Genomic DNA, 22,037 nt, shown 5'->3' with positions numbered 1-22,037 from the left:
GACCGCCTGCGCTTTTCCTTGGCCACAATGCTCTCTAGACTGGGCGACACGGCCCCTCATTTCTTCACGGCGATTCATGACAGATTTTCCCATCCTCTCCGAAGACGACGATCTCTTCACTTCCGCAGGCCTGCGGCTGACCGTCGACCTGAGCGCGCTTACGGAAAATTGGCGCGACATGGCGCGCCGCTCAGGTGCAGCGCGCGCCGCAGCCGTCGTCAAGGCGGACGCCTACGGCACAGGCATCGAGGATGCCGGCGAAGCGCTCTACCTCGGAGGCGCCCGGGATTTCTTCGTCGCGACCGTCGATGAGGGCGTCACCCTTCGCCTCTATGCGCCCGAGGCGCGCATCTTCGTGCTCTCGGGCATATGGCCGGGCACGGAACGGCGGTTCTTCGACAATGATCTGGTGCCGGTGATTTCCTCCGACGAGCAGCTCGCCTTCTGGATGGCGGTGCTTGCCGATTACGGCGATTATCCCTGCGCGCTGCATGTCGATACCGGCTTCAATCGGCTGGGGCTGCGCATCGACGACGCCATTGCCCTTGCCGACGACGTCTCGCGGCCAGCCAGTTTTGCGCCGGTGCTGGTCATGAGCCACCTCGCCTGCGGCGACGATCCCAGCCATGCCATGAACCGGCAGCAACTCGAATCATTCCGTAGGGTTACGGCCGCCTATGAAGGCATCGATTCAAGTCTTGCCGCCTCGGCCGGCATCTTTCTCGGCGAGGATTATCATTTCGACCTGACCCGGCCGGGCATCGCGCTCTATGGCGGCGAGGCGGTCAGCGGCATGGCGAACCTGATGCGGCCGGTCGCGACCGCGGAAGCGCGCGTCATCCAGGTTCGGACCGTCGGGGCCGGCGAGACCGTCAGCTATGGACGGGCGCTGCAGCTTGGCCGTGAAAGTCGGCTGGCGATCGTCTCAGCCGGCTACGCCGACGGTTATATGCGCAGCCAATCGAGCGGCGGCGTCCCTCTGCGCCAGGCTGTGCCGCAAGGCGGACAAGGTTTCATCGCCGGGCATAAGGTACCGGTTGCCGGCCGGATCACCATGGACCTGACGATCTTCGATATCACCGACCTGCCAGAGAACGCGGTGCGCGCCGGCGATTATGTCGAGCTGTTCGGAAAGAACATGCCTCTCGACGACGTAGCGCGGGCAGCGGGCACGATCGGATACGAGATCCTCACCAGCATGGGGCTGCGTCACGAACGGCGCTATGTGGCCGAGGAGTAGGCCTCGTTATCATCGACTGCTCAGGGCAAGACGCACACCGAGCGCCACAAAAAGCGCGCCGAGGCTGCGATCGAGCCATCGTCCGATTTTCGCATTCCGCCTGAGCGCATCGGCAAGGCGTTCTCCGAGAAGCACGAGCGGCGGTTCGATGAAGGCGGCGACGGCGATGATGAGTCCGCCATGCAGCATCAGCTGGGCCCATGCCGGCCCTGCCCCCTCGACAACGAATTGCGGCAGGAATGCCAGGAAAAATATCGCCACTTTCGGATTGAGCAGCGACACCAGGATTCCTTGCCGGTAGATCCTTGCGGCTGGGATTTCCTCACCAGTGGCGTTGATCAGGCCACCGTCGCCGCTGGTGCGCAGAGCTTGAATGCCCAGCCAGACGAGATAAGCGGCACCGAGCCATTTGACCGTAGAGAATGCCAAGGCAGAAGCGGCAAGCACAGCGGAAAGGCCCAATGCCGCCATCAGAACATGCAGGCAGGCGCCTGACCAGACGCCGAACAATGCGGAAAAACCGGCGCGTTTCCCGCCTTTCATCGTATGGCCGAGGATGTAGGCGATGTCTGGACCTGGCGAGAGGTTGAGCAAAACCGCCGCCGACAGAAATGCAAGCCAGTGCGCGAGCGAATAGTCGAACATCTTCCACCGTTTCTGATGATCAGAGGCGAAAAGCATAGGCACGGCGAAGGCTGATGGGGAAATCATTAGTTTTGATCCATCGCGATAGCCATTATCTCGAGCACGACAATGATTCGGTGAAGCCTTCGACGGCTTCATTTGTGGAACGCGACTGAAAGAAAGATCGATGGCGAAGGCCAAGACACAGTTCATCTGCCAGAATTGCGGCGCGGTTCATACCCGATGGGCCGGCAAATGCGACAATTGCGGCGAGTGGAACACCATCGTCGAGGAAGACCCGATGGGCGGCATCGGCTCCGGTCCGGGCAAGACGCCGAAGAAGGGCCGGCCGGTGACGCTGACGGCGCTGTCGGGCGAGATCGAGGAGGCACCGCGCATCCATACCGCCATGTCGGAGCTCGACCGGACGCTCGGCGGCGGTTTCGTGCGCGGTTCGGCGGTGCTGATCGGCGGCGATCCCGGCATTGGCAAATCGACGCTGCTGATGCAGGCCGCCGCCGCCCTGGCGCGGCGCGGCCACAAGATCATCTATGTCTCCGGCGAGGAGGCGGTGGCGCAGGTCCGGCTGCGGGCGCAACGTCTTGCCGCAGCCGATACCGACGTGATGCTGGCGGCCGAAACCAATGTCGAGGATATTCTGGCGACGCTTGCCGAGGGCAAACGCCCGGATCTCGTCATCATCGATTCCATCCAGACGCTGTGGAGCGAGCTTGCCGACTCCGCACCGGGAACGGTGACGCAGGTGCGCACCGGCGTGCAGTCGATGATCCGTTTCGCCAAACAGACGGGAGCCGCCATGGTGCTCGTCGGGCATGTGACCAAGGACGGGCAGATCGCCGGGCCGCGCGTCGTCGAGCACATGGTCGATGCCGTTCTCTATTTCGAAGGCGACCGCGGCCATCACTACCGCATCCTGCGCACGGTCAAAAACCGCTTCGGCCCGACGGACGAGATCGGCGTCTTCGAAATGTCCGACAAAGGACTGCGCGAGGTCGCCAATCCCTCCGAACTCTTCCTGGGCGAGCGCAACGAAAAATCCGCCGGCGCTGCCGTCTTCGCCGGCATGGAGGGCACGCGGCCCGTGCTCGTCGAGGTGCAGGCGCTGGTGGCGCCGACCTCGCTCGGCACGCCGCGGCGCGCCGTGGTCGGATGGGATTCGGCCCGACTGTCGATGATCCTGGCGGTGCTGGAGGCCCATTGCGGCGTCAGGCTCGGCCAGCACGACGTCTATCTCAACATCGCCGGCGGCTACCGCATTTCCGAGCCGGCAGCCGATCTCGCGGTCGCCTCGGCGCTGGTTTCCTCGCTCGCCGGTATTGCCCTTCCAGCCGATTGCGTCTATTTCGGCGAAGTCAGCCTGTCGGGCGCCATCCGGCCGGTTGCGCACACCGCCCAGCGCCTCAAGGAAGCCGAGAAGCTGGGCTTTTCCGCAGCGCTGCTTCCTTCCGCCTCCGCTGAGCTGCCGAAGGGCTCCGGACGATGGAGCGAGGTCGAAAGCCTGCCGGATCTGGTGGCGCGCATCGCCGGGTCGAAGGGAGCGCTGCGTGTGGAAGACGAGGTTTGATCCTTTCATTGCCGGGAATGGTGATGATATAGGAGGCACACGATAAGGCGCGACACGGCCGCCGAGCGGCAGTCCTGGAGTTGAATTTACATGCCCATTACGATTTTCGACGGTATTGTCATCGGCGTCGTGCTCTTCTCCGCCGTGCTGGCGATGGTCCGCGGCTTTTCGCGGGAAATCCTTTCGATCGCGAGCTGGGGCGGTTCGGCCGCCGCTGCCTACTATCTCTACCCGTACCTGCTGCCCTATGCGAAGAAGTACACAGATGACGACCGTATCGCGATCGCCGGTTCGGCAGCCGTCGTCTTCCTGATCGCGCTCATCGTTATCTCCTTCATCACCATGAAGATCGCCGATTTCATCATCGACAGCCGCATCGGCGCCCTCGACCGCACCCTCGGCTTCCTGTTCGGCGCGGCCCGCGGCCTGCTGCTGATGGTTGTCGCCGTCGCCTTCTGGAACTGGCTGGTCGATGTCGAACACCGGCCGGCCTGGGTCAACGAGGCCAAGTCGAAGCCCTTTCTGGATTCGATGGTCGTGAAGCTGAAGGCGGTGCTGCCGGAGCAATTCGCCCAGATGATACAGGCGAGCTTCCGTGATAAGATGCAGTCGCCGGCACAGGGCAGCGAAGGCGCCACGCCGCCGGCGGCCGATCAAGCGCCGGCGGAAGACGCGCCTGCAGGCAGCGCGCAGCAGCCGGCGAATTGACGCAGTGTTCAAGAGCTTGACCCGCCGTCCGGCAATTGCCATTTGAGCGGGACGTAAAGTCAAGGTCCGGCCGGGCATTCCAGCTCCGCCGGGCCTCAGCTGTTTCAGAGCCGGCAAACGGGCTTTGAAAGCAGATGTCGTTCAGCATGACGTTATCGGAAAGCTGCCAGGTTTCCGATATATGATATTGGAAATGCCGATCCATTCTTGTGAGAGCAGAGGCCCGCAGAAATGAACCAGTCCCATTCCTTCCCAATCGACGATCCGCTCGACGGAGATACGCTGCATGAAGAATGCGGTGTTTTCGGAATTCTGGGACATCCCGATGCCGCGGCTCTCACGGCTCTCGGGCTGCATGCCCTGCAGCACCGCGGACAGGAGGCAGCCGGCATCGTCTCCTTCGACGGCAAACGCTTCTATCAGGAGCGCCATATGGGCTTGGTCGGTGATCACTATACCAATCCGATGACGCTCGCCCGCCTGCCCGGCAGCATAGCGATCGGCCACACACGCTATTCGACGACAGGCGAAGTGGCGATGCGCAACGTGCAGCCGCTGTTTGCCGAACTTGAGGAAGGCGGCATCGCCATTGCCCATAACGGCAATTTCACCAATGGCCTGACGCTGCGCCGCCAGATCATCGCAACCGGGGCCATCTGTCAGTCGACCTCCGATACCGAAGTCGTCCTGCATCTTATCGCCCGCTCGCGCCATGCTTCCACGTCCGACCGGTTCATCGACGCCATCCGCCAGATGGAAGGCGGTTATTCGATGCTTGCCATGACCCGCACCAAGCTGATTGCCGCGCGCGATCCCACCGGCATCCGCCCGCTTGTCATGGGCGAACTCGACGGCAAGCCGATCTTCTGCTCGGAAACCTGCGCGCTCGACATCATCGGCGCCAAATTCATCCGCGACGTAGAAAACGGCGAGGTCATCATATGCGAAATCCAGCCTGACGGCTCGATCAGCATCGATGCGCGCAAGCCCAGCAAGCCGCAGCCGGAGCGTCTCTGCCTGTTCGAATATGTCTATTTCGCCCGTCCGGATTCGGTCGTCGGCGGCCGCAACGTCTATACGACGCGCAAGAACATGGGCATGAATCTCGCCAAGGAATCGCCTGTCGATGCCGATGTCGTCGTGCCGGTGCCGGATGGCGGCACGCCCGCAGCTCTCGGCTATGCCCAGGAAAGCGGCATCCCCTTCGAATACGGCATCATCCGCAACCATTATGTCGGCCGCACCTTCATCGAGCCGACGCAGCAGATTCGCGCCTTCGGCGTCAAGCTGAAGCATTCCGCCAACCGGGCGATGATCGAAGGCAAGCGCGTGGTGCTGGTCGACGATTCCATCGTGCGCGGCACGACATCGCTGAAGATCGTGCAGATGATCCGCGAGGCCGGTGCGCGCGAAGTCCATATCCGCGTCGCAAGCCCGATGATCTTCTTCCCGGATTTTTACGGGATCGATACGCCCGACGCCGACAAGCTGCTCGCCAACCAATATGCCGACGTCGAAGCCATGGCCAAATATATCGGTGCGGATTCGCTTGCCTTCCTGTCGATCAACGGGCTTTACCGCGCCGTCGGCGGCGAGGACCGCAACCCGGCCCGTCCGCAGTTCACCGACCACTACTTCACAGGTGACTATCCGACCCGCCTGCTCGACAAGAACGGCGAGTCGATGGGCAACAAGCTTTCGATGCTTGCCAGCAACGGCTGAGCCGCTGCCGCTTTGACTTTCGCTTCCGAGGGGCCTATTGCGCCCCTCACCTTCGCAAGCAAATCCGGAACCGGACAGATGAACATCAATCTTGAGGGCAGGATCGCACTCGTCACCGGTGCGTCGCGCGGCATCGGCTACTTCACAGCCCTGGAACTTGCCAAAGCCGGCGCCCATGTGATCGCCTGCGCACGCACGGTCGGCGGGCTCGAGGAGCTCGACGATGCGATCAAAGCCGTCGGCGGCAGCGCGACCCTCGTGCCCTTCGACCTTGCCGATATGAATGCGATCGACGCGCTCGGCGGCTCGATCTTCGAACGCTGGGGCAAGCTTGATATCCTCGTCGCCAATGCCGGCGTGCTCGGCGTCATTTCGCCGATCGGCCATATCGAGGCGAAGGTGTTCGAGAAGGTGATGACGATCAATGTGACGGCGACATGGCGGCTGATCCGCTCGGTCGATCCGCTGCTCGCCCGCTCGGATGCCGGCCGCGCCGTGATCCTGTCCTCGGGTGCGGCCCACAAATGCAGACCCTTCTGGGGTGCTTATTCCGCGTCCAAGGCCGCTGTCGAGGCGCTGGCGCGCACCTGGGCCGGCGAGAGCCAATCGACGCCGCTGCGCATCACCAGCGTCGATCCGGGCGCCACACGCACGGCGATGCGGGCACAGGCCGTGCCGGGCGAAGATCCGCAGACGCTGCCGCATCCTTCGCAGGTCGCCAAGGCGATCCTGCCGTTGCTCGGTCCCGGTGTGACCGAAACGGGCAAGCTGTTCATCGTGCGCGAAAACAAGCTCGCCGACTACCGCCTGCCGGAATAAACGGACGCTTCAGTTCGCGGCAACGGCCGGGAACAGATGTGCGAAACCTGTTTCGGCGGGGCATAGGACATTGAGGTCCACTGGTCCCCGGATGCCGTTCAGGGCGCCATTGTCGGCAAATTGCCAGATCGACCAGCGACTGCACCCCTCCTGCGTCGGCTCATTCAACACGCTTCGCAGCCAGAGGTAGTGCTCGGGGAAGCGGGCCTCATTGCCCTTCAGATATTGATCGAAGAATTCCTGCGTGACGTAGAAGATCGGCTTTTCCGGAAAGATGGCTTTCAGTTCGGTGACGAAGGCATTCACCTCCGTCGCCATCTCCTCGACCGTCGGGACCTTGTTGCAATTGCCGACGAATTCCAGATCGATGGCGATCGGCAGGGTACGCGGCGCCTTCGGCACCGTCGCCAGCACATTCTGCGCCTGATCCCTGCCCGGGCGGCAGAAGGTGAAGAAATGGTAGGCGCCTCTCACGATCCCTGCATCTCCGGCACGCTGCCAGTTCTCGGCAAATCTGGAATCCTTGTGATCGCCGCCTTCGGTCGCCTTCATGATTGCAAAACGCACATTCGGCTGCGCGGCCACCGTCCTCCAATCGATGTCGCCCTGGTGATGGCTGACATCGATGCCTTGGATCGGATAGCGCGATAAGGACGGATTGTTGAAGCGAAGCATGCCGAAATCGTATGCGAAATATGCGGCGGATGCGACCACCAGAATTGCTGCCGCACCGATCGTCCACCGAACAACGCTCCCCACTCATTCCTCCCGTATTTTCAGCAGCTTCCGAACCGGCTATACGCGATTTGCGCCACGAAAATGGCAGACGAGCCTCAGGGGACGCAGCGCACCGGATAGGTCACTGCAGTTGCCGCCGATCCTTCCTCGCCCCTCTTGACCAAACGTCGTTCCCGCGCCATAAAACGCGGCATGAAAACGGTTATCTGCATTATCTGCGGAAAGATTATTCGCTAGCGCACGCGCTGGCCTGGCCGTTTTCGTCTCCCCAATAGTCAAGATGCGAAACGCCCCGGCCTGCCGGTCGCGATATTTTCTGATCGTGCATTTGGGAGAGTGAAATGGGCCGCACGCCGGAACTGAAGCTATACAACACGCTGACGCGGGAAAAGTCAGTCTTTGCGCCGATCGACCCCGACAATGTCCGCATGTATGTCTGCGGCCCGACCGTCTATGATTTCGCCCATATCGGCAATGCCCGGCCGGTCATCGTCTTCGACGTGCTGTTCCGGCTGCTGCGCCATGTCTACGGCGAAGATCACGTCACCTACGCCCGCAACATCACCGACGTCGACGACAAGATCAATGCGCGGGCGCTGAAAGACCATCCCGGTCTGCCGCTGAATGAAGCGATCCGCGCGGTCACCGAAAAGACCGAGACGCAGTTTCACGCCGATGTCGCCGAGCTCGGCTGCATCGAGCCGAATGTCGAGCCCCGCGCCACCGACAATATCGCAGAGATGATCCAGATCATCGACAAGCTGATCGGCAATGGGCATGCCTATGTGGCGGCCGGCGAAGTACTGTTCGACACCAGATCCATGCCCGATTACGGCCAGCTTTCGAAGCGCCCGCTCGACGAGCAGCAGGCCGGCGCCCGCGTCGCCGTCGACGCGCATAAGAAGAACCCGGGCGATTTCGTGCTGTGGAAACTGTCCAGCCATAACGAACCCGGCTGGGAGAGCCCCTGGGGCCGCGGCCGACCGGGCTGGCATATCGAATGCTCGGCGATGAGCCGGCGCTATCTCGGCGATGTCTTCGACATTCACGGCGGCGGGCTGGACCTGATCTTCCCGCATCATGAAAACGAGATCGCCCAGTCGCGCTGCGCCCACGGGACCGAGGTGATGGCGAATGTCTGGATGCACAACGGCTTCGTGCAGGTCGAGGGCCGCAAGATGTCGAAGTCCGAGGGCAATTTTGTCACCATCCACGAGCTGCTGCACACGGAAACCTTCGGCGGCCGCAAATGGCCGGGCGAAGTGCTGCGTCTTGCCATGCTGATGACGCATTACCGCGAGCCGATCGATTTCTCGATCAAGCGGCTTGAAGAGGCCGAACGGCTGCTTGCCAAGTGGCCGGCGACGGAACCAGGCGACGCCAAGCCGGACGAGGCCGTCCTGAACGCGCTGGCCGACGATCTCAACACGGTCGCGGCCGTGCAAGCCCTGCATGCGCTGGCGCAGGCTGCCCATACCGATGCCGCAGCGGGCGCCACCTTCGCCGCAACGGCTTCCCTCCTCGGCGTGCTGCCGAAGAAGGCCGAAATCGATGAAGCCGTCGCCGCAGCGGTCGATGCACTGGTCGCCATGCGTCTCGAAATGCTGAAGGCGAAGAATTTTGCCGAAGCCGACAAGATCCGCGACGAGCTGACGGGGAAAGGGATCCAGCTGAAGGACGGCAAGGATGCGGCGACGGGCGAGCGGGTGACGACGTGGGAGGTGAAGCGGTAGGATGGGTTGGGCGGCTAGATATACCCCCCTCTGCCCTGCCGGGCATCTCCCCCACAAGGGGGGAGATCGGCAAGACGCGCCCGCTTGCCAAGATATCGACCGCGCACCACGTGGCTTCGGCCAACTGAGGCGTTTGATTAGGGTGAGCGGCCGCTCCTATCCGATCTCCCCCCTTGTGGGGGAGATGCCCGGCAGGGCAGAGGGGGCTGCCGCCGCAGCCCCGTCACGTCATCGCGAGAGGCAAGCCATGCCGCATGCACCAGTTCCGCCCCAACGGCGGGCGAACGCCCGGCGCATGCGCAAAGCTCTGAGCGAGGCTGAGCTGAAACTCTGGAACGAGCTTCGCGCCCATCGTTTGATGGGCCTCAGCTTCCGTCGACAGATGCCGATCGCCGGTTATATCGTTGATTTCGCATGCCCTAGCCATCGCCTTATCGTAGAGATAGACGGCTCGCAGCACGCCCTCGCCCCGAACGTCTCCTACGATCATATCAGGACCCAACGTCTTCAGGCGGACGGCTGGACCGTTCTGCGCTTCTGGAACGAAGATATCCTGCGGGATATCGACAACGTGTGCAGCCATATCATCCGCATCATCGGAAAGGACCTGCCATGACCGAGACCTATACCGGCGGGTGCCAGTGCGGCGCGATCCGTTTCCGCGTCAGCGGCGAGCTCAAGGATTCGTCGATCTGTCATTGCCGCATGTGCCAGAAGGCGTTCGGCGCCTATTATGCGCCGCTGGTCTCGGTGCGCGGCGCCGATTTCGAATGGACGCGGGGAGCACGCAAGACGTTCCGGTCTTCGAATTTCGTCCTCCGCGGTTTCTGCGGCGATTGCGGTACGCCGCTGACCTATGAGGCGCCTGATGGAATGGCGATTGCGGCGGGTGCCTTCGACGATCCGTCGCAGCTGCCGCCGACCATTCAATGGGGCGTGGAAGGCAAGATCGGCTTCGTCGATCATCTGCACGAACTGCCGGGAGAACGGACCGAGGCGGATCTGACGGCAGGCTCCTTCCTGCACGGACTGATTTCCTATCAGCACCCCGACCACGATACGCCGGTCTGGCCGCCGGAGGATCGCACCTGATGGAAACGGCGAGACAGACCGGCGGATGCCAGTGCGGCGCGGTTCGTTATCGCGCGCTGGGCGAACTCGGTTATCCACATATCTGCCACTGCCGCATGTGCCAAAAGGCGGCCGGCAATTATTTCCTGCCGCTCGCAGCGGCCAAGCGCGAACATTTCGAGCTGACGCGCGGCGAACCGAAGTGGTTCCGCTCCTCTGATATCGTTCGGCGCGGCTTCTGCGGCGATTGCGGCACGCCGCTATTTTACGATATTCCGGAAGCGGACTTCATCAACATCGCGCTCGGCACGCTTGACGAGCCCGATGCGGTCAAGCCCGTGATGCAATCGAACACCGTGCGCAAGATGTCGTGGTTCCACGCACTCGACGGCCTGCCGGTGGAACCAGAGCCTGAAACGCCCGACCGCGAGGAGGCGATCGCGGCAAGCAACAACCAGCACCCGGATCAGGACACTTCCCATTGGCCACTCGGAGAAACACATGACGGATAAGATCAGAACAGGCGGATGCCAGTGCGGCGCCGTGCGCTTCCGCATATCGGGCCAGTTGGGGCGGCCGTCGATCTGCCATTGCCGCATGTGCCAGAAGCAGTTCGGCGGCTTCTTCTCCGCGCTGGTCACAGCACCGGAGGAAGGGATGGAATGGACGCGCGGCGAGCCGAGCTATTTTCAATCCTCGGTCAATATCGATCGCGGCTTCTGCAGCAATTGCGGCACGCCGATGACCTACCGGCATCCAGGCGGGCTGGAGCTTGCGATCGGCACCTTCGACGACCGCAGCGATCTCGCGCCGCAGATCCAGGTCAATTACGAGGCCCGCCTGCCCTGGGTCGAGGAAATCTTCGACGCCCCTGTTCATAAGGACGCGGATTTCTACGCGCGACAGGAGGCGATCATCTCCTTTCAGCATCCCGACCACGACACCCGGGCGTGGCCCGCGAAAGGCGTGAAAATATGACCGAGATACTGCGCACGCTCTATCCCGAGATCGAAGCCTATGCCTCCGGCCATCTCGATGTCGGCGACGGCCATGTGATCTATTGGGAGCGCTCGGGAACGCCTGGCGCCAAACCCGCCGTCTTCCTGCATGGCGGCCCGGGCGGCGGCTTCTCGCCGGCGCACCGCCGGCTCTTCGATCCGCATCTCTACGACGTCATGCTGTTCGACCAGCGCGGCTGCGGCAGGTCGACGCCGCATGCGGAACTGAATGCCAACACGACCTGGCACCTCGTCGCCGATATCGAGCGGCTGCGCGAAATGGCGGGAGTCGACAAATGGCAGGTGTTCGGCGGCTCCTGGGGCTCGACGCTGGCGCTCGCCTATGCCGAAACGCATCCGGAGCGCGTCTCCGAGCTCATCCTGCGCGGCATTTACACACTGACCAAGGCCGAGCTCGATTGGTACTACCAGTTCGGCGTCTCGGAAATGTTCCCGGATAGATGGGAACGCTTCATCGCTCCCATTCCGCCGGAAGAGCGGCACGAGATGATGCATGCCTATCATCGCCGCCTGACGCATGAGGATAGAACCGTGCGCCTTCAAGCCGCGCAGGCCTGGAGCATCTGGGAAGGCGAAACGATCACGCTGCTGCCCGAACCGTCGACCAGCGGCAAATTCGAGGAGCCGCAATTCGCCTATGCCTTTGCCCGCATCGAGAACCATTTCTTCGTCAATGCCGGCTGGCTGGACGAGGGACAATTGATCCGCGATGCCGGCCGGCTCAAGGACATTCCAGGCGTGATCGTGCATGGGCGCTACGACATGCCCTGCCCGGCAAAATATGCCTGGCAGTTGCACAAGGCCTGGCCGAAGGCGGAATTCCACCTGATCGAGGGTGCCGGCCATGCCTATTCGGAGCCGGGCATTCTCGACCAGTTGATCCGGGCGACGGATAAGTTCGCCGGGAAGCCGGACTGATCATTTGGGGCAGCCCCTCACCCTAGCCCTCTCCCCGCTCGCGGGGAGAGGGGACGTGCCCTGCGAGACGGTGCGGCATATGCCTTCTCCCCGTCAGAACCGGGAGAAGGTGGCGGCAGCCGGATGAGGGCAGCATCCGCAGTACAACAACACCCGCCCGGCGGGAGGAAACGACATGAAAGAACGCATCTATCTCTTCGACACGACGCTCCGGGACGGGCAGCAGACGCCCGGCATTGACTTTTCCGTCGAGGACAAGATCGCGATCGCCGCCATGCTGGATGAGTTCGGCCTCGATTACGTCGAAGGCGGATATCCCGGCGCCAATCCGACCGACACCGCCTTCTTCAGCGAGAATCGCACAAGCCGGGCCACCTTCGTCGCCTTCGGCATGACGAAACGGGCGGGCGTTTCCGTGTCCAACGATCCAGGCATCGCCGGACTGCTGCAGGCCAAAAGCGAAGCCATCTGTTTCGTCGCCAAGAGCTGGGACTATCATGTCGCTGTCGCCCTCGGCTGCACCAACGAGGAAAACCTCGAATGCATCGCCGAAAGCGTCAAGGCGGCGGTCGGCGCAGGCAAGCAGGCGATCGTCGACTGCGAACATTTCTTCGACGGCTTCAAGGCCAATCCGGCCTATGCGATCGCCTGCGCGAAGACGGCCTATGAAAGCGGCGCCCGCTGGGTCGTGCTCTGCGACACCAATGGCGGGACGCAGCCGCCGGAGGTCCGCGCCATCGTCGAAGCGGTGATCGCAGCCGGTGTTCCCGGCCGCTGTCTCGGCATTCACGCTCACAACGATACCGGCCAGGCCGTTGCCAATTCGCTTGCTGCTGTGGAAGCCGGGGTTCGGCAGATCCAGGGCACTTTGAACGGTATCGGCGAGCGCTGCGGCAACGCCAATCTGGTGACGCTGATCCCGACCCTGGCGCTGAAGAGCGCCTACAACACGCGTTTCGAAACGGCGATCGACGAGGAGCGGCTGCTCAACCTCACCCGGTTCTCGCACGCCTTCGATGAGCTGCTCAACCGCTCGCCGGATCACCAGATGCCTTATGTCGGCGCGTCCGCTTTCGCCACCAAGGCCGGCATTCACGCATCGGCGCTGCTGAAGGATCCGAAGACCTATGAACATGTGCCGCCGGAAAGTGTGGGCAATTTCCGTAAGGTCATGGTCTCCGACCAGGGCGGCAAGGCGAACTTCATCAATGCGCTGAAGCGGCGCGGCATCACCGTCGCCAAGGACGATCCGAAGCTCGACCTCCTGATCTCGATCGTCAAGGAACGTGAATCCATCGGTTATGCCTATGAGGGCGCCGATGCGAGCTTCGAGCTCCTAGCGCATCGCACACTCGGCACCATCCCGGAATTCTTCACCATAGAAGGCTTCCGGGTGATGATCGAGCGCCGCTTCGATAGTCTCGGCCGCGTGAAAATCGTCTCGGAAGCGGTGGTCAAGATCACCATCGACGGACAGACGCTGATGTCAGTTGCCGATGCCGAAGGTCCGGTTAACGCGCTCGACCTGGCGCTGCGCAAGGATTTCGGCAAGTACCAGCACGAGATCGACGATCTGGTGCTCGCCGATTTCAAGGTGCGCATCCTCAATGGCGGCACGGAGGCGATCACCCGCGTGCTGATCGAATCCACCGACAGCGACGGCGTGCGCTGGTGGACAGTCGGCGTTTCGGAGAACATCATCGACGCCTCGTTCCAGGCGCTGATGGATTCGGTCATCTACAAGCTGATGAAGAACCGGCAGCTCGCCGGCAAGATCGCGGCGGAATAAATCTCTGCCGTCGTCATTCGTCTATCACTCGGGTTTTCGCCTCAAGTCCTCTCGCCATTCATTCAACGAAATGAATTGGCCTATTCACGGCGCTTAAGCTAGGCCGGATCAGAAGAAGAACAAAGATGGAAACACCCGATGTCGACCGATGCATCCGTTCCGTTGATCAAGAACGAAGATAGTCCGCGCGGTTTCGCTTTTGCGCTGACAGCCTATCTGCTCTGGGGCTTCCTGCCCTTCTACATGAAGGCGGTGGCACATATTCCGCCGGCCGAAGTCATCGCCCACCGTATCGTCTGGTCCCTGCCGCTGGCAGGCATGGTATTGATCGTGCTCGGGCGCACGGCGGATATCCGCGCGGCACTGCGCTCGCCGCGCATGCTGGCGATGGGGGCGCTGACGGCGTCGCTGATCACCGTCAACTGGGGCACCTATGTCTGGGCGATCGGCGCCGGCCATTCGCTTGATGCAGCACTTGGCTATTTCATCAATCCGCTGTTCAGCATCTTCCTCGGCGCGGTGCTGCTCAACGAGAAGCTGCAGCCGCTGCAGATCGCGGCGATCGCGCTGGCGGCGCTTGCCGTCGCCATTCTCGCATTGGACAGCGGCGGCATTCCATGGGTGGCGGCGACGCTGGCCGTCAGCTGGGGTTTTTATGCCTTGCTTCGCAAGACGCTGCCGCTCGGCCCCAACCAGGGCTTCTTCCTCGAGGTTCTGATCCTCAGCGGGCCGGCCCTCGTCTACATCCTCTATCTCGAATATGGCAGCGGCCTTGGCCATTTCTACCGTACCGGCCTTGCCGACACGAGCCTGCTGCTTGGCTGCGGTGTCGTCACCGCCGTACCGCTGATGATCTATGCCAATGGCGCCAAGCTCCTGAAGCTCTCGACGATCGGCATCATGCAGTATATCGCGCCGACGATGATCTTCCTGATCGCCGTCTTCGCCTTTCATGAGCCGCTCGGCACGGCGCGGATGATCGCCTTCCCGCTGATCTGGGCGGGGCTGTTTCTCTATAGCTGGTCGATGCTGAAGGGAAGCCGCGGAAGGAGGTAGCCGTTGCGCTGGTCGCAACCCGACCGACTTGGTTCAAAGCCAGGATAGCAGCGCTGTGCGGACCAGGATTCCGGCCAATGCGCTGAAGACTGCGACGCCCGCAACCGAGCGGAGCGCCGGCACCGATACGATAAGAATGGAGAGGCCGGGAAGGTCGAGAGGGTTTAGCAGAAATGCGGACCCGTGAATGATTTTCTCTGGCGGAAGACTCAGTTCCTTGTGGGCGTCGAGTAACAGCGTGACCGTTGCGCTCGATCCTGCCAGGCATTTTGTAAGGAAGAACAGCACATCCTGCTGCGAGGCGCCGAACAGCTGAAGCAATGGCTGCGCTACGGACGTGAAGGCCGAAAGTGCGCCTGTACTTTGTGCAAGCCTTACCAGGGCAAGTGAGATCACGAGCACCGGCAGGATCGCAGCAATGACGCCAATGGCATCTGCGCCACCGCGGTTGATCGCAGTCAGCAGATCGCGCCTGCCGACGTCGTCGTCATCCGCCCTGGCGCAGGAACAGATGTTTCCAGGCAAGGAACGGCGGCCGACGATCCAGCCGGCGAGAGTGGACGCAACGAGCGCTCCGCAAATGCCGTTTATTATGATCGAGCCCGGATCGACTCCGAGGCTTGCGAGCGGAAAACTGGCATTCGCCGGCGCCGCCGCAAGCACCGCGGCAAAGGCGGCGGCGATAAATTTCTCCGATGTTCTTTTATGCGCCATCAGCCTCAGGGCGGCGACTGGGGCAGCCGAACTCACGAGGCTGAGCTGGATGATTGCCAAGACCCCAAAACCGTCCAGACCGAAAAGTCTGAACAGCGGGTTTACCTTGCCGGCGATTGGTCGCAGTGCGCTCACGCTCTCGAGGTAGCGCATCAGCGAAAATGTCACGATCATGAGAGGCAGAAAGGTGAATATCGCGATGTCGACGGCACTTCGCCCGGCATCCAGGATGGCGGTTATCAGAATTATCATGGAAACGAATGGCTCGATGGCCGGGTGAACGCGCGGCCGGCTTGATGGAGGAAGCAGGCTCCGGATTCGATGCCGGAGCCTGGTCGTTCAGACTCTATTCCGGTTTGAAAGCTTCATCGAAGAAGCGGACGACCTCGGCATAGGCCTGCATGCGGTGGCTCTCCATCAGGGCCAGATGTGTCGCCTCCCCGATTTCCACCCATCGCCTGTAGGAGGCGCCGGTCAGCTGCTCGAAATAGGCCCGCGCCCGATCAAGCGGAACGTCAATGTCCCATTCGCCGTGCAACAGCAGAACCGGCGCGCGAATCTCGCTCGGCTGATAATATGGGGTTCCGGCTCTCCAGTAGGTGCGGATGTCTTGGATCGGCCCGTTGGTGGCGCGAAGTTTACCTTGCTCCCTATCGTCTTGCGACGTCTCCTCCGAGAGGGTGAATTCCGACCAGAGATCAAACCAGCCCTCGGGCACAAGACGGTCACGCGCGTATTCGGGTGCGGTGCCCAGCCAACGCGCCAGCGCCGCTTTGACGGGAACAAGCCTGTAGGAGCCGAGGCGACCGCCCTGGTCGATGGGGATGGGAACGTCACTCAGCCATTGTGGCGCAAGCAGCGCAAGCTTGACCACCTTGTCGGCGTTGCGAGCGGCATATGCGCCGGCCACGGTACCGCCCCACGACATTGCGAACACGTTGACAGCCTTCAGGCCCCGGAGTCGAAGCACGAAATCGACAGCCGTTGCGAAGTCGGTGACGCCCGTGTCGGTGGAAATAAGGGGCGGGTTGAGATCGGGCTGCGCCTGCATTTCCGGTGGACGGGTCGATTTTCCGTAGCCCCGGACATCGACGGCAAAGACGTCGAACCCATGATGCGCGAGGAAGTCGATGAAGGACATTCCATTGAAGGGAACGTCGTAAAGACTTCCGGACGAGAAGGTCGCTCCATGCACCATCACGATTGTTTTCTCCGCAAGAAAGACTTTGTGGTCCTTCCTTCGCTTATTGCGCAGATAGAGCTTGATGCCCTCGGTTCCGCTGTCGACGTAATGCTCGTCGAATACGATCTGACTGGCGTCAAAAGCTGACGATGCGAGCTCGTTGTTAGACATAGGACCACCTGAATTTTTCGCGGTCGCGGGTGACATAACCAGCAGACGAACCGGGGAAATGCGTGGAGAAGTACATGGCGCGATTATCAGCTGCGAGTTCGAGGACGCGCCGTCTGGACTGGGCGGCCTGATCCAGGAATTCGCAGAAGACCGTGTTGAGGTCGGGCCGTTCCACCTGGATCGGATGGTGCATGACATCGCCGGCGAAGATTGCCGCTTCATTGTCCGCCTCCAGCATAACGGACATATGGCCGATGCTGTGCCCAGGCGTTGGCAAGAAGATGAATCGATCGAGGAAAGGACCGCCTGCGCTGTCGATGAAATCGGCAAGCCCCGCCTCGATCACCGGCCTTACGCTGTCTTCATAGACGCCGAGGCTGGGAATGTTGACGTCGTTGTGACTCGCCGTCGACGCGTAATATTCCTGCTCGGCGCGTGGGAAGACGTAGCGGGCGTTTTTGAAAGTCGGGATCCATCGTCCGTCCTGAAGCACGGTATTCCAGCCGGAATGATCGACGTGGAGATGGGTATTGATGACGAAGTCGACATCTTCGGGCTCGACACCCGCCTGACGCAGCCTATCCAGAAACGGAATGGTCTGACGATGGAAGCCGGAATTGCGCGGTCTCTCCTTGTCGTTCCCCGAGCCCGTGTCGATGAGGATGACGTGGTCGGGCGTGATGACAAGCCAGCTATGAATGCTCACTACAAGGGCATCGCGGCCCTCTTCCATATCGACGGCGGAAAGCCGCGGCTCGACCGCCTTGATCTCCTCAGATCCGGCAGTCGGGTAGAGGAATGAGGGCGGAACGTCGTGAAGGTACTGCTCCTGCACCTTTCTCACTGTCACGCCGGCAATACGATATTCCTTTCCAAGATCGCTCATGGAATTCCTTTCGAGTTGAACTGGAACCGGGACAGCGCTGTCTGATGGCTATGGACAGTAAGAAGGATTCATGTAACGATCAAATCGATGAATGAAATTGTCTCCATTGATCATTTCAATTTGTGGTCTTTCGACCTCAATCTGCTGGTCGCGTTCGATGCGCTCATGAAGGAGCGGAGCGTGACGAAAGCTGCTGTTCGCCTGAAAATCCAGCAGCCCGCTATGAGCCACAATCTCGGCACTCTCCGGACATTGCTGCAAGATGAGCTGTTTGTGCGTGTCGGCCAGGTCATGCAGCCGACTCATCGGGCGCTGCGTTTCGCCGAAGCCGTAGAGCAGATACTCAGCCGCACGCAGCAGGCGATCGTAACGCCGGCAGTCTTCGAGCCCGATCAGGCCGAGCAGATATTCCGCATCGGCTTTTCCAGCGAGCTTGAGGTGCTGCTCGTGCCGCGCCTCGCCGCTATGTTGAACGAGACAGCCCCGGGTATTAAAGTGCTTGCGCGAGCGGTCGACCCGGAGCTGGTCCACAAGCTTCTGGACGACAATGTCATCGACCTCGGCGTCGGTTGCTACGATGACGGCAACAACAGACACCGGCGGACCCTGCTGTTCGAGCAATCGCTAATGTGTTGCTACAATCCTGAGCTTCTCGATCTTCCCGAAACTTTGGACCGGGACAGCTATGTCGGGCTGAGGCATGCACTCGTTTCCCAGAAGGACGCCATCGAAGGCTGCATCGATGACGCGTTGAAGCGGATCAACGTGCGACTGGACGTGTCGGTGGCAGCGCCGGAATTCCTGACCGTGCTTACCGCCGTCCTGGAAGCGCCCCTGATCGCGACCCTGCCGACCAGGATCGTGAAGCGGTATGCCGGCCTTTTCGGCTTGGCGACCGCCGAGGTTCCCCTCGATTTAACGGTGAGCCCGATATCGATGGTCTGGTCGGCGGCAAGTGACAATGATCCCGCCAATCAATGGATGCGATCTCAGGTGACGCAGCTTGTTTCGGCCTACAGCTGAATTTGCCGGCCACAGGGCTGGGCAGTCCAGGTCTCTTGCCCACCTACATCTTCGAAATTACCTCGTCCTCGCCACCGCGATCGGCGGCGAGCTGGGCCGCCTGGGCCATGATCGCCGGAATGATGCCGGAAACGTCGTCGACGATGAGCGGCTGCACCCGGTGGGCGGTGTGCAGGAAACCTTCATCGGTCATATGGCGCAGCAGTTCCATCATCGGATCCCAGAAACCGTTGATGTTGGCAAAGACCATCGGCTTCTCATGACGGCCGAGCTGCGCCCAGGTCATGATCTCGACGATCTCCTCCAGCGTGCCGATGCCGCCGGGCAGCGCGACGAAGGCATCGGAACGCTCGAACATCGTGTGTTTGCGCGCGTGCATGTCAGGGGTTACAATAAGTTCGTTGAGCTGACCGAGCGAATGGCGAGTCGCTTCCATATCGATCAGAAATTCCGGGATGATGCCCGTGACCTGACCGCCGCCTGAAAGCACCCCGCTCGCAACCGCGCCCATGATGCCTTTGGTACCTCCGCCATAGACGAGGCGCAGGCCGTATTCGGCGATCTCTCTTCCGAGAGCGCGCCCGGCCGCCATGTGAGAAGGATCGCGTCCCGGCCTTGAGCCGCAGTAAACGCAGATGGATCGAATCGATACAGATTGTTCGGTCATAGGGCAAAACAACTATTCCATTTCAATGCAGTCAAGAAAATTGACTGAAAAGCAGCGTGCCGAGCTTGCGAAATTGCGTTGAATGCTTGTGAAAAGCATCGGAAATCGCTAGCAATTTCGGTTACTACGGCAAATTGCCGCCTTGGGAGACATAATGATGAAGAACCGTGCCGGCTTGCTGGCCCTTGCAGTGCTCGTAATCGCAATCCTACTGATGGTATTCTTCGTCATGCCGCGCATCGGCGGCGATGCATCCAAAGTCGGCGACGCCATCAACCAGGCGGGCACGGAGCTCAAGAACACGGTTAACGAAGCGGCAAAGACATCACGCTCTGCCGTGGCCGACTCGGCTGCGGTCGTCGATCAGGTCAGACACCTATCGACCGACTCCGGCGTGGCGCTCGGCGAGCTGAAGGCGCTGTTTGCCGACGGCAAAGGACCGGCCATCGATGTCTTCACCGCCGCCAAGACCAAGGCCATCAATGCGCTCACCGCACTTGTCGGCTTCACCGTTCCCGAGGGCATCGATCCCGCAACACAAGCAATTGCCGTCAAGGTTAAGGAAGGCGGCGCCAAGGCGCTCGCCATCGTGCAGTCGCTGCCGGAAAACATGGCGGATGCGCCTGCCGCGATTGCCAGGGCCGAAGCTGCGCTGACCGGTGCGCCCGAACCAGCCTCCGCCGCGACAACGGCAGCCGCGAATGCCGGCCCGAAGCTTCCAGCCTTCGACGTCCTGCGGGTCGAGCCTGATGGATCGACCGTCATCGCCGGCTCCGCCGAGCCGAACGGCAAGCTCGAAGTACTCGACGGCGAAAAGGTGGTGACGACGGCCGATATTGGCCCGAGCGGCGATTTCGCCGCCGTCCTCGACGATCCGCTTCCGGCCGGCGACCACCAGCTCGTGCTCAAGGTGACGGGCAAGGATGGCAAGACCGCGCTTTCCGAAGAAGTCGCCACCGTTTCCGTGCCGAAGGACGGCAATGCCGCAAACCTGCTCGCGATGGTCTCCAAGCCTGGCGCGGCGAGCCGCATCATCACTGCACCGACAGGGGACACCGAAGTCGCCGATGCCTCCAATCCGTTGGCGCCGGCTGCGGACAAGCCGGCAACTGGCGAGACCGCGACTGCTCCCGCTGCAGCCAACGCGCCTGCCGCAACAGCAGCACCGACCGGCGAGCTGGCGCTGCAGACGCCTGGCCTGCCCGACGCCTCCGTCGGTGGGACAGATGCGGCGCCGGCCGTACCCGGTGCGGGCCAAACCGACAAGGCCACTGCGCCCGATGTGATGGTCAACGCCGTCGAGATCGAGGGCAACAAGATCTTCATTGCCGGCACGGCGCGGGCCAACGCCAAGGTCCTCGGTTATGCCGACGACAGCCTTGTCGGCCAGGACACGGCCGGACCCGACGGCCATTTCGTCATCGACGGTGTCGCGGCGCTTTCGGTCGGCGATCATAAGATTCGCGTCGACGTCGTCGATCCAGCGGGCAAGGTGATCGTGCGGGCCGCAGTGAACTTCAACCGCCCGGCGGGCGACCAGGTGCGGGTTGCTGCTCAAGCCGGCCCCGCCGATGCAAATGGCGCTTCCTCGATGGTACCGCTCGACGAAGGCGAACTCGGCAAGCTCAAGGCCGAAGCCGGCAAGGCGTTCGGGCTTTTGAAGGGGCTGTTTGCCGATGGTAAGCTGCCAGGTGCCGAACAGCTGGCGGCGGCGCGCTCGGCAACGGAATTCGCGCTGCGCTCTGTCGCCGACTTCCGCCCGGCGGCGGATGCGTCCGACAGCTTCAAGCAGGCCTCCGGCGCCTCCTCGCAAACCGCCGCCAAGGCGCTGAAGGTGCTGCAGGATCTGCCGAAGGATGCAAAATCGGTCGGCGCCGGTCTCGACGGGCTGGGCGCAATCATCGGGGAACTGACCGACACGCCCGCACCGGCCGCGCCCGCCGCAAACGATGCTGCGAGCAATCAGCCGAAGACGATCGAACAGGCGCCGCTGACGGCAAACAATGCGGCGGTCATCATCCGCCGCGGCGATACGCTGTGGCAGATCTCGCGCCGGACCTATGGCCTCGGCGTGCGCTATACGACGATCTACATCGCCAACGAGGACAAAATCGTCGACCCGGATCGCATTCGTCCCGGCCAGATTTTCGGCCTGCCGAAGGACGCGCTGCCGAACGCCGAGGAACTGCACCGTAAACGGCTCTCCAAGCAGCACCTCTGAAAAGGCGGCAAACGCGACATGATGAAGCCGGGCGGGAGAAACGCCTGGCCTCACTTTTCCCGGCTACTGCACGTGTTGCATTCCTCGGCCCGACGCCCTATCTGCCGGTGGCGTTCGGGATTCAGGTAAGCGCGCCAGATGCGCCCTGCC

At 61.9% G+C, this 22,037-nt stretch carries 21 protein-coding genes; 15 read left to right on the top strand and 6 right to left on the bottom strand.

From position 1 onward, the window contains the following. Positions 1-76 precede the first annotated feature (76 nt). Complete coding sequence (gene alr / locus AMK00_RS07335) at positions 77-1,240, top strand: alanine racemase (RefSeq protein WP_064810036.1); 1,164 nt, start codon at positions 77-79, stop codon at positions 1,238-1,240. A gap of 9 nt (positions 1,241-1,249) precedes the next feature. Here the strand turns inward: alr and AMK00_RS07330 are convergent, their stop codons facing one another. Then, positions 1,250-1,885 carry a LysE family translocator gene (locus AMK00_RS07330; protein WP_064811665.1) on the bottom strand — a complete coding sequence of 212 codons (636 nt, stop codon included), beginning with the start codon at positions 1,883-1,885 and terminating at the stop codon, positions 1,250-1,252. Positions 1,886-2,051: 166 nt separating this feature from the next. On the opposite strand from AMK00_RS07330, the gene radA reads away from it, so the two are divergent. From radA to AMK00_RS07310, 4 genes are all read left to right on the top strand, one after another. Continuing rightward, positions 2,052-3,449, top strand: a complete 1,398-nt coding sequence (gene radA / locus AMK00_RS07325) for a DNA repair protein RadA (RefSeq protein WP_064810035.1) — start codon at positions 2,052-2,054, stop codon at positions 3,447-3,449. Positions 3,450-3,539: 90 nt separating this feature from the next. Further along, positions 3,540-4,157 carry a CvpA family protein gene (locus AMK00_RS07320; protein WP_064801593.1) on the top strand — a complete coding sequence of 206 codons (618 nt, stop codon included), beginning with the start codon at positions 3,540-3,542 and terminating at the stop codon, positions 4,155-4,157. 231 nt (positions 4,158-4,388) lie between these two features. Further along, positions 4,389-5,879 carry an amidophosphoribosyltransferase gene (purF, locus tag AMK00_RS07315; RefSeq protein ID WP_064801591.1) on the top strand — a complete coding sequence of 497 codons (1,491 nt, stop codon included), beginning with the start codon at positions 4,389-4,391 and terminating at the stop codon, positions 5,877-5,879. A gap of 78 nt (positions 5,880-5,957) precedes the next feature. Next, positions 5,958-6,698: an SDR family NAD(P)-dependent oxidoreductase gene (locus tag AMK00_RS07310; RefSeq protein WP_064801589.1), complete on the top strand. Its 741-nt coding sequence runs from the start codon at positions 5,958-5,960 to the stop codon at positions 6,696-6,698. 9 nt (positions 6,699-6,707) lie between these two features. Here AMK00_RS07310 and AMK00_RS07305 read toward each other — a convergent pair whose 3' ends face one another. Next, positions 6,708-7,457 carry a glycoside hydrolase family 25 protein gene (locus tag AMK00_RS07305; protein ID WP_064810034.1) on the bottom strand — a complete coding sequence of 250 codons (750 nt, stop codon included), beginning with the start codon at positions 7,455-7,457 and terminating at the stop codon, positions 6,708-6,710. 320 nt (positions 7,458-7,777) lie between these two features. Between AMK00_RS07305 and cysS the strand changes: the two genes are divergently transcribed. From cysS to rarD, 8 genes are all read left to right on the top strand, one after another. Then, entirely contained in the window at positions 7,778-9,169 is a 1,392-nt protein-coding gene (gene cysS / locus AMK00_RS07300; protein ID WP_064810033.1) for a cysteine--tRNA ligase, read from the top strand. A 247-nt stretch (positions 9,170-9,416) separates the two neighbouring features. Next, a complete protein-coding gene (locus AMK00_RS07295; protein ID WP_064810032.1) occupies positions 9,417-9,785 on the top strand; it encodes an endonuclease domain-containing protein in 369 nt (122 codons plus the stop codon). After that, positions 9,782-10,261, top strand: a complete 480-nt coding sequence (locus tag AMK00_RS07290; protein WP_064810031.1) for a GFA family protein — start codon at positions 9,782-9,784, stop codon at positions 10,259-10,261. Before AMK00_RS07295 ends, AMK00_RS07290 begins: the two co-directional genes overlap by 4 nt. Then, positions 10,261-10,752, top strand: coding sequence for a GFA family protein (locus AMK00_RS07285; protein WP_064810030.1), 492 nt, complete (start codon positions 10,261-10,263; stop codon positions 10,750-10,752). Before AMK00_RS07290 ends, AMK00_RS07285 begins: the two co-directional genes overlap by 1 nt. Next, complete coding sequence (locus AMK00_RS07280; RefSeq protein ID WP_064810029.1) at positions 10,742-11,218, top strand: GFA family protein; 477 nt, start codon at positions 10,742-10,744, stop codon at positions 11,216-11,218. The genes AMK00_RS07285 and AMK00_RS07280 overlap by 11 nt, the downstream gene beginning before the upstream one ends. After that, entirely contained in the window at positions 11,215-12,177 is a 963-nt protein-coding gene (gene pip, locus AMK00_RS07275) for a prolyl aminopeptidase (protein WP_064810028.1), read from the top strand. The genes AMK00_RS07280 and pip overlap by 4 nt, the downstream gene beginning before the upstream one ends. Positions 12,178-12,352: 175 nt before the next feature. Next, positions 12,353-13,966, top strand: coding sequence for a citramalate synthase (cimA, locus tag AMK00_RS07270; RefSeq protein WP_064810027.1), 1,614 nt, complete (start codon positions 12,353-12,355; stop codon positions 13,964-13,966). A 138-nt stretch (positions 13,967-14,104) separates the two neighbouring features. Next, positions 14,105-15,022, top strand: a complete 918-nt coding sequence (gene rarD / locus AMK00_RS07265) for an EamA family transporter RarD (protein ID WP_064810026.1) — start codon at positions 14,105-14,107, stop codon at positions 15,020-15,022. Between the two features lie 33 nt (positions 15,023-15,055). On the opposite strand, the gene AMK00_RS07260 is transcribed toward rarD, so the two are convergent. The 3 genes from AMK00_RS07260 to AMK00_RS07250 form a co-directional block, all read right to left on the bottom strand. Then, entirely contained in the window at positions 15,056-15,988 is a 933-nt protein-coding gene (locus tag AMK00_RS07260; RefSeq protein ID WP_064810025.1) for a hypothetical protein, read from the bottom strand. Positions 15,989-16,082: 94 nt separating this feature from the next. Further along, the gene (locus AMK00_RS07255; protein ID WP_064810024.1) at positions 16,083-17,090 is read right to left on the bottom strand and encodes an alpha/beta hydrolase; all 1,008 of its coding nucleotides are present in this window, start codon (positions 17,088-17,090) and stop codon (positions 16,083-16,085) included. After that, on the bottom strand, positions 17,083-17,976 hold the full coding sequence (locus tag AMK00_RS07250) for an MBL fold metallo-hydrolase (protein WP_064810023.1): 894 nt from the start codon (positions 17,974-17,976) through the stop codon (positions 17,083-17,085). The genes AMK00_RS07255 and AMK00_RS07250 overlap by 8 nt, the downstream gene beginning before the upstream one ends. An 87-nt stretch (positions 17,977-18,063) precedes the next feature. Between AMK00_RS07250 and AMK00_RS07245 the strand changes: the two genes are divergently transcribed. After that, positions 18,064-18,999, top strand: coding sequence for a LysR family transcriptional regulator (locus tag AMK00_RS07245; protein WP_064810022.1), 936 nt, complete (start codon positions 18,064-18,066; stop codon positions 18,997-18,999). Between the two features lie 43 nt (positions 19,000-19,042). Here the strand turns inward: AMK00_RS07245 and AMK00_RS07240 are convergent, their stop codons facing one another. Next, positions 19,043-19,666, bottom strand: coding sequence for a TIGR00730 family Rossman fold protein (locus AMK00_RS07240; protein WP_082240281.1), 624 nt, complete (start codon positions 19,664-19,666; stop codon positions 19,043-19,045). Between the two features lie 154 nt (positions 19,667-19,820). Here AMK00_RS07240 and AMK00_RS07235 point away from each other — a divergent pair, with 154 nt between their 5' ends. Further along, positions 19,821-21,887 (top strand): LysM peptidoglycan-binding domain-containing protein, encoded by a 2,067-nt coding sequence (locus AMK00_RS07235; RefSeq protein ID WP_064810020.1) that lies wholly within the window; start codon positions 19,821-19,823, stop codon positions 21,885-21,887. Positions 21,888-22,037: the final 150 nt, after the last annotated feature.

Source organism: Rhizobium sp. N621, assembly GCF_001664325.1.
GTDB classification, from domain to species: domain Bacteria; phylum Pseudomonadota; class Alphaproteobacteria; order Rhizobiales; family Rhizobiaceae; genus Rhizobium; species Rhizobium esperanzae.
The sequence above is the reverse complement of the archived record's forward strand: the minus strand, read 5'-3'. Positions and strand labels throughout refer to the sequence as shown.

Excerpts from the sequence above, each read along its gene's own strand:
- alr (WP_064810036.1), top strand. The coding sequence starts at position 77 with ATGACAGATTTTCCCATCCTCTCCGAAGACGACGATCTCTTCACTTCC.
- AMK00_RS07330 (WP_064811665.1), bottom strand. The coding sequence starts at position 1,885 with ATGTTCGACTATTCGCTCGCGCACTGGCTTGCATTTCTGTCGGCGGCG.
- radA (WP_064810035.1), top strand. The coding sequence starts at position 2,052 with ATGGCGAAGGCCAAGACACAGTTCATCTGCCAGAATTGCGGCGCGGTT.
- AMK00_RS07320 (WP_064801593.1), top strand. The coding sequence starts at position 3,540 with ATGCCCATTACGATTTTCGACGGTATTGTCATCGGCGTCGTGCTCTTC.
- purF (WP_064801591.1), top strand. The coding sequence starts at position 4,389 with ATGAACCAGTCCCATTCCTTCCCAATCGACGATCCGCTCGACGGAGAT.
- AMK00_RS07310 (WP_064801589.1), top strand. The coding sequence starts at position 5,958 with ATGAACATCAATCTTGAGGGCAGGATCGCACTCGTCACCGGTGCGTCG.
- cysS (WP_064810033.1), top strand. The coding sequence starts at position 7,778 with ATGGGCCGCACGCCGGAACTGAAGCTATACAACACGCTGACGCGGGAA.
- AMK00_RS07295 (WP_064810032.1), top strand. The coding sequence starts at position 9,417 with ATGCCGCATGCACCAGTTCCGCCCCAACGGCGGGCGAACGCCCGGCGC.
- AMK00_RS07290 (WP_064810031.1), top strand. The coding sequence starts at position 9,782 with ATGACCGAGACCTATACCGGCGGGTGCCAGTGCGGCGCGATCCGTTTC.
- AMK00_RS07285 (WP_064810030.1), top strand. The coding sequence starts at position 10,261 with ATGGAAACGGCGAGACAGACCGGCGGATGCCAGTGCGGCGCGGTTCGT.
- AMK00_RS07280 (WP_064810029.1), top strand. The coding sequence starts at position 10,742 with ATGACGGATAAGATCAGAACAGGCGGATGCCAGTGCGGCGCCGTGCGC.
- pip (WP_064810028.1), top strand. The coding sequence starts at position 11,215 with ATGACCGAGATACTGCGCACGCTCTATCCCGAGATCGAAGCCTATGCC.
- cimA (WP_064810027.1), top strand. The coding sequence starts at position 12,353 with ATGAAAGAACGCATCTATCTCTTCGACACGACGCTCCGGGACGGGCAG.
- rarD (WP_064810026.1), top strand. The coding sequence starts at position 14,105 with ATGTCGACCGATGCATCCGTTCCGTTGATCAAGAACGAAGATAGTCCG.
- AMK00_RS07260 (WP_064810025.1), bottom strand. The coding sequence starts at position 15,988 with ATGATAATTCTGATAACCGCCATCCTGGATGCCGGGCGAAGTGCCGTC.
- AMK00_RS07255 (WP_064810024.1), bottom strand. The coding sequence starts at position 17,090 with ATGTCTAACAACGAGCTCGCATCGTCAGCTTTTGACGCCAGTCAGATC.
- AMK00_RS07250 (WP_064810023.1), bottom strand. The coding sequence starts at position 17,976 with ATGAGCGATCTTGGAAAGGAATATCGTATTGCCGGCGTGACAGTGAGA.
- AMK00_RS07245 (WP_064810022.1), top strand. The coding sequence starts at position 18,064 with ATGAATGAAATTGTCTCCATTGATCATTTCAATTTGTGGTCTTTCGAC.
- AMK00_RS07240 (WP_082240281.1), bottom strand. The coding sequence starts at position 19,666 with ATGACCGAACAATCTGTATCGATTCGATCCATCTGCGTTTACTGCGGC.
- AMK00_RS07235 (WP_064810020.1), top strand. The coding sequence starts at position 19,821 with ATGATGAAGAACCGTGCCGGCTTGCTGGCCCTTGCAGTGCTCGTAATC.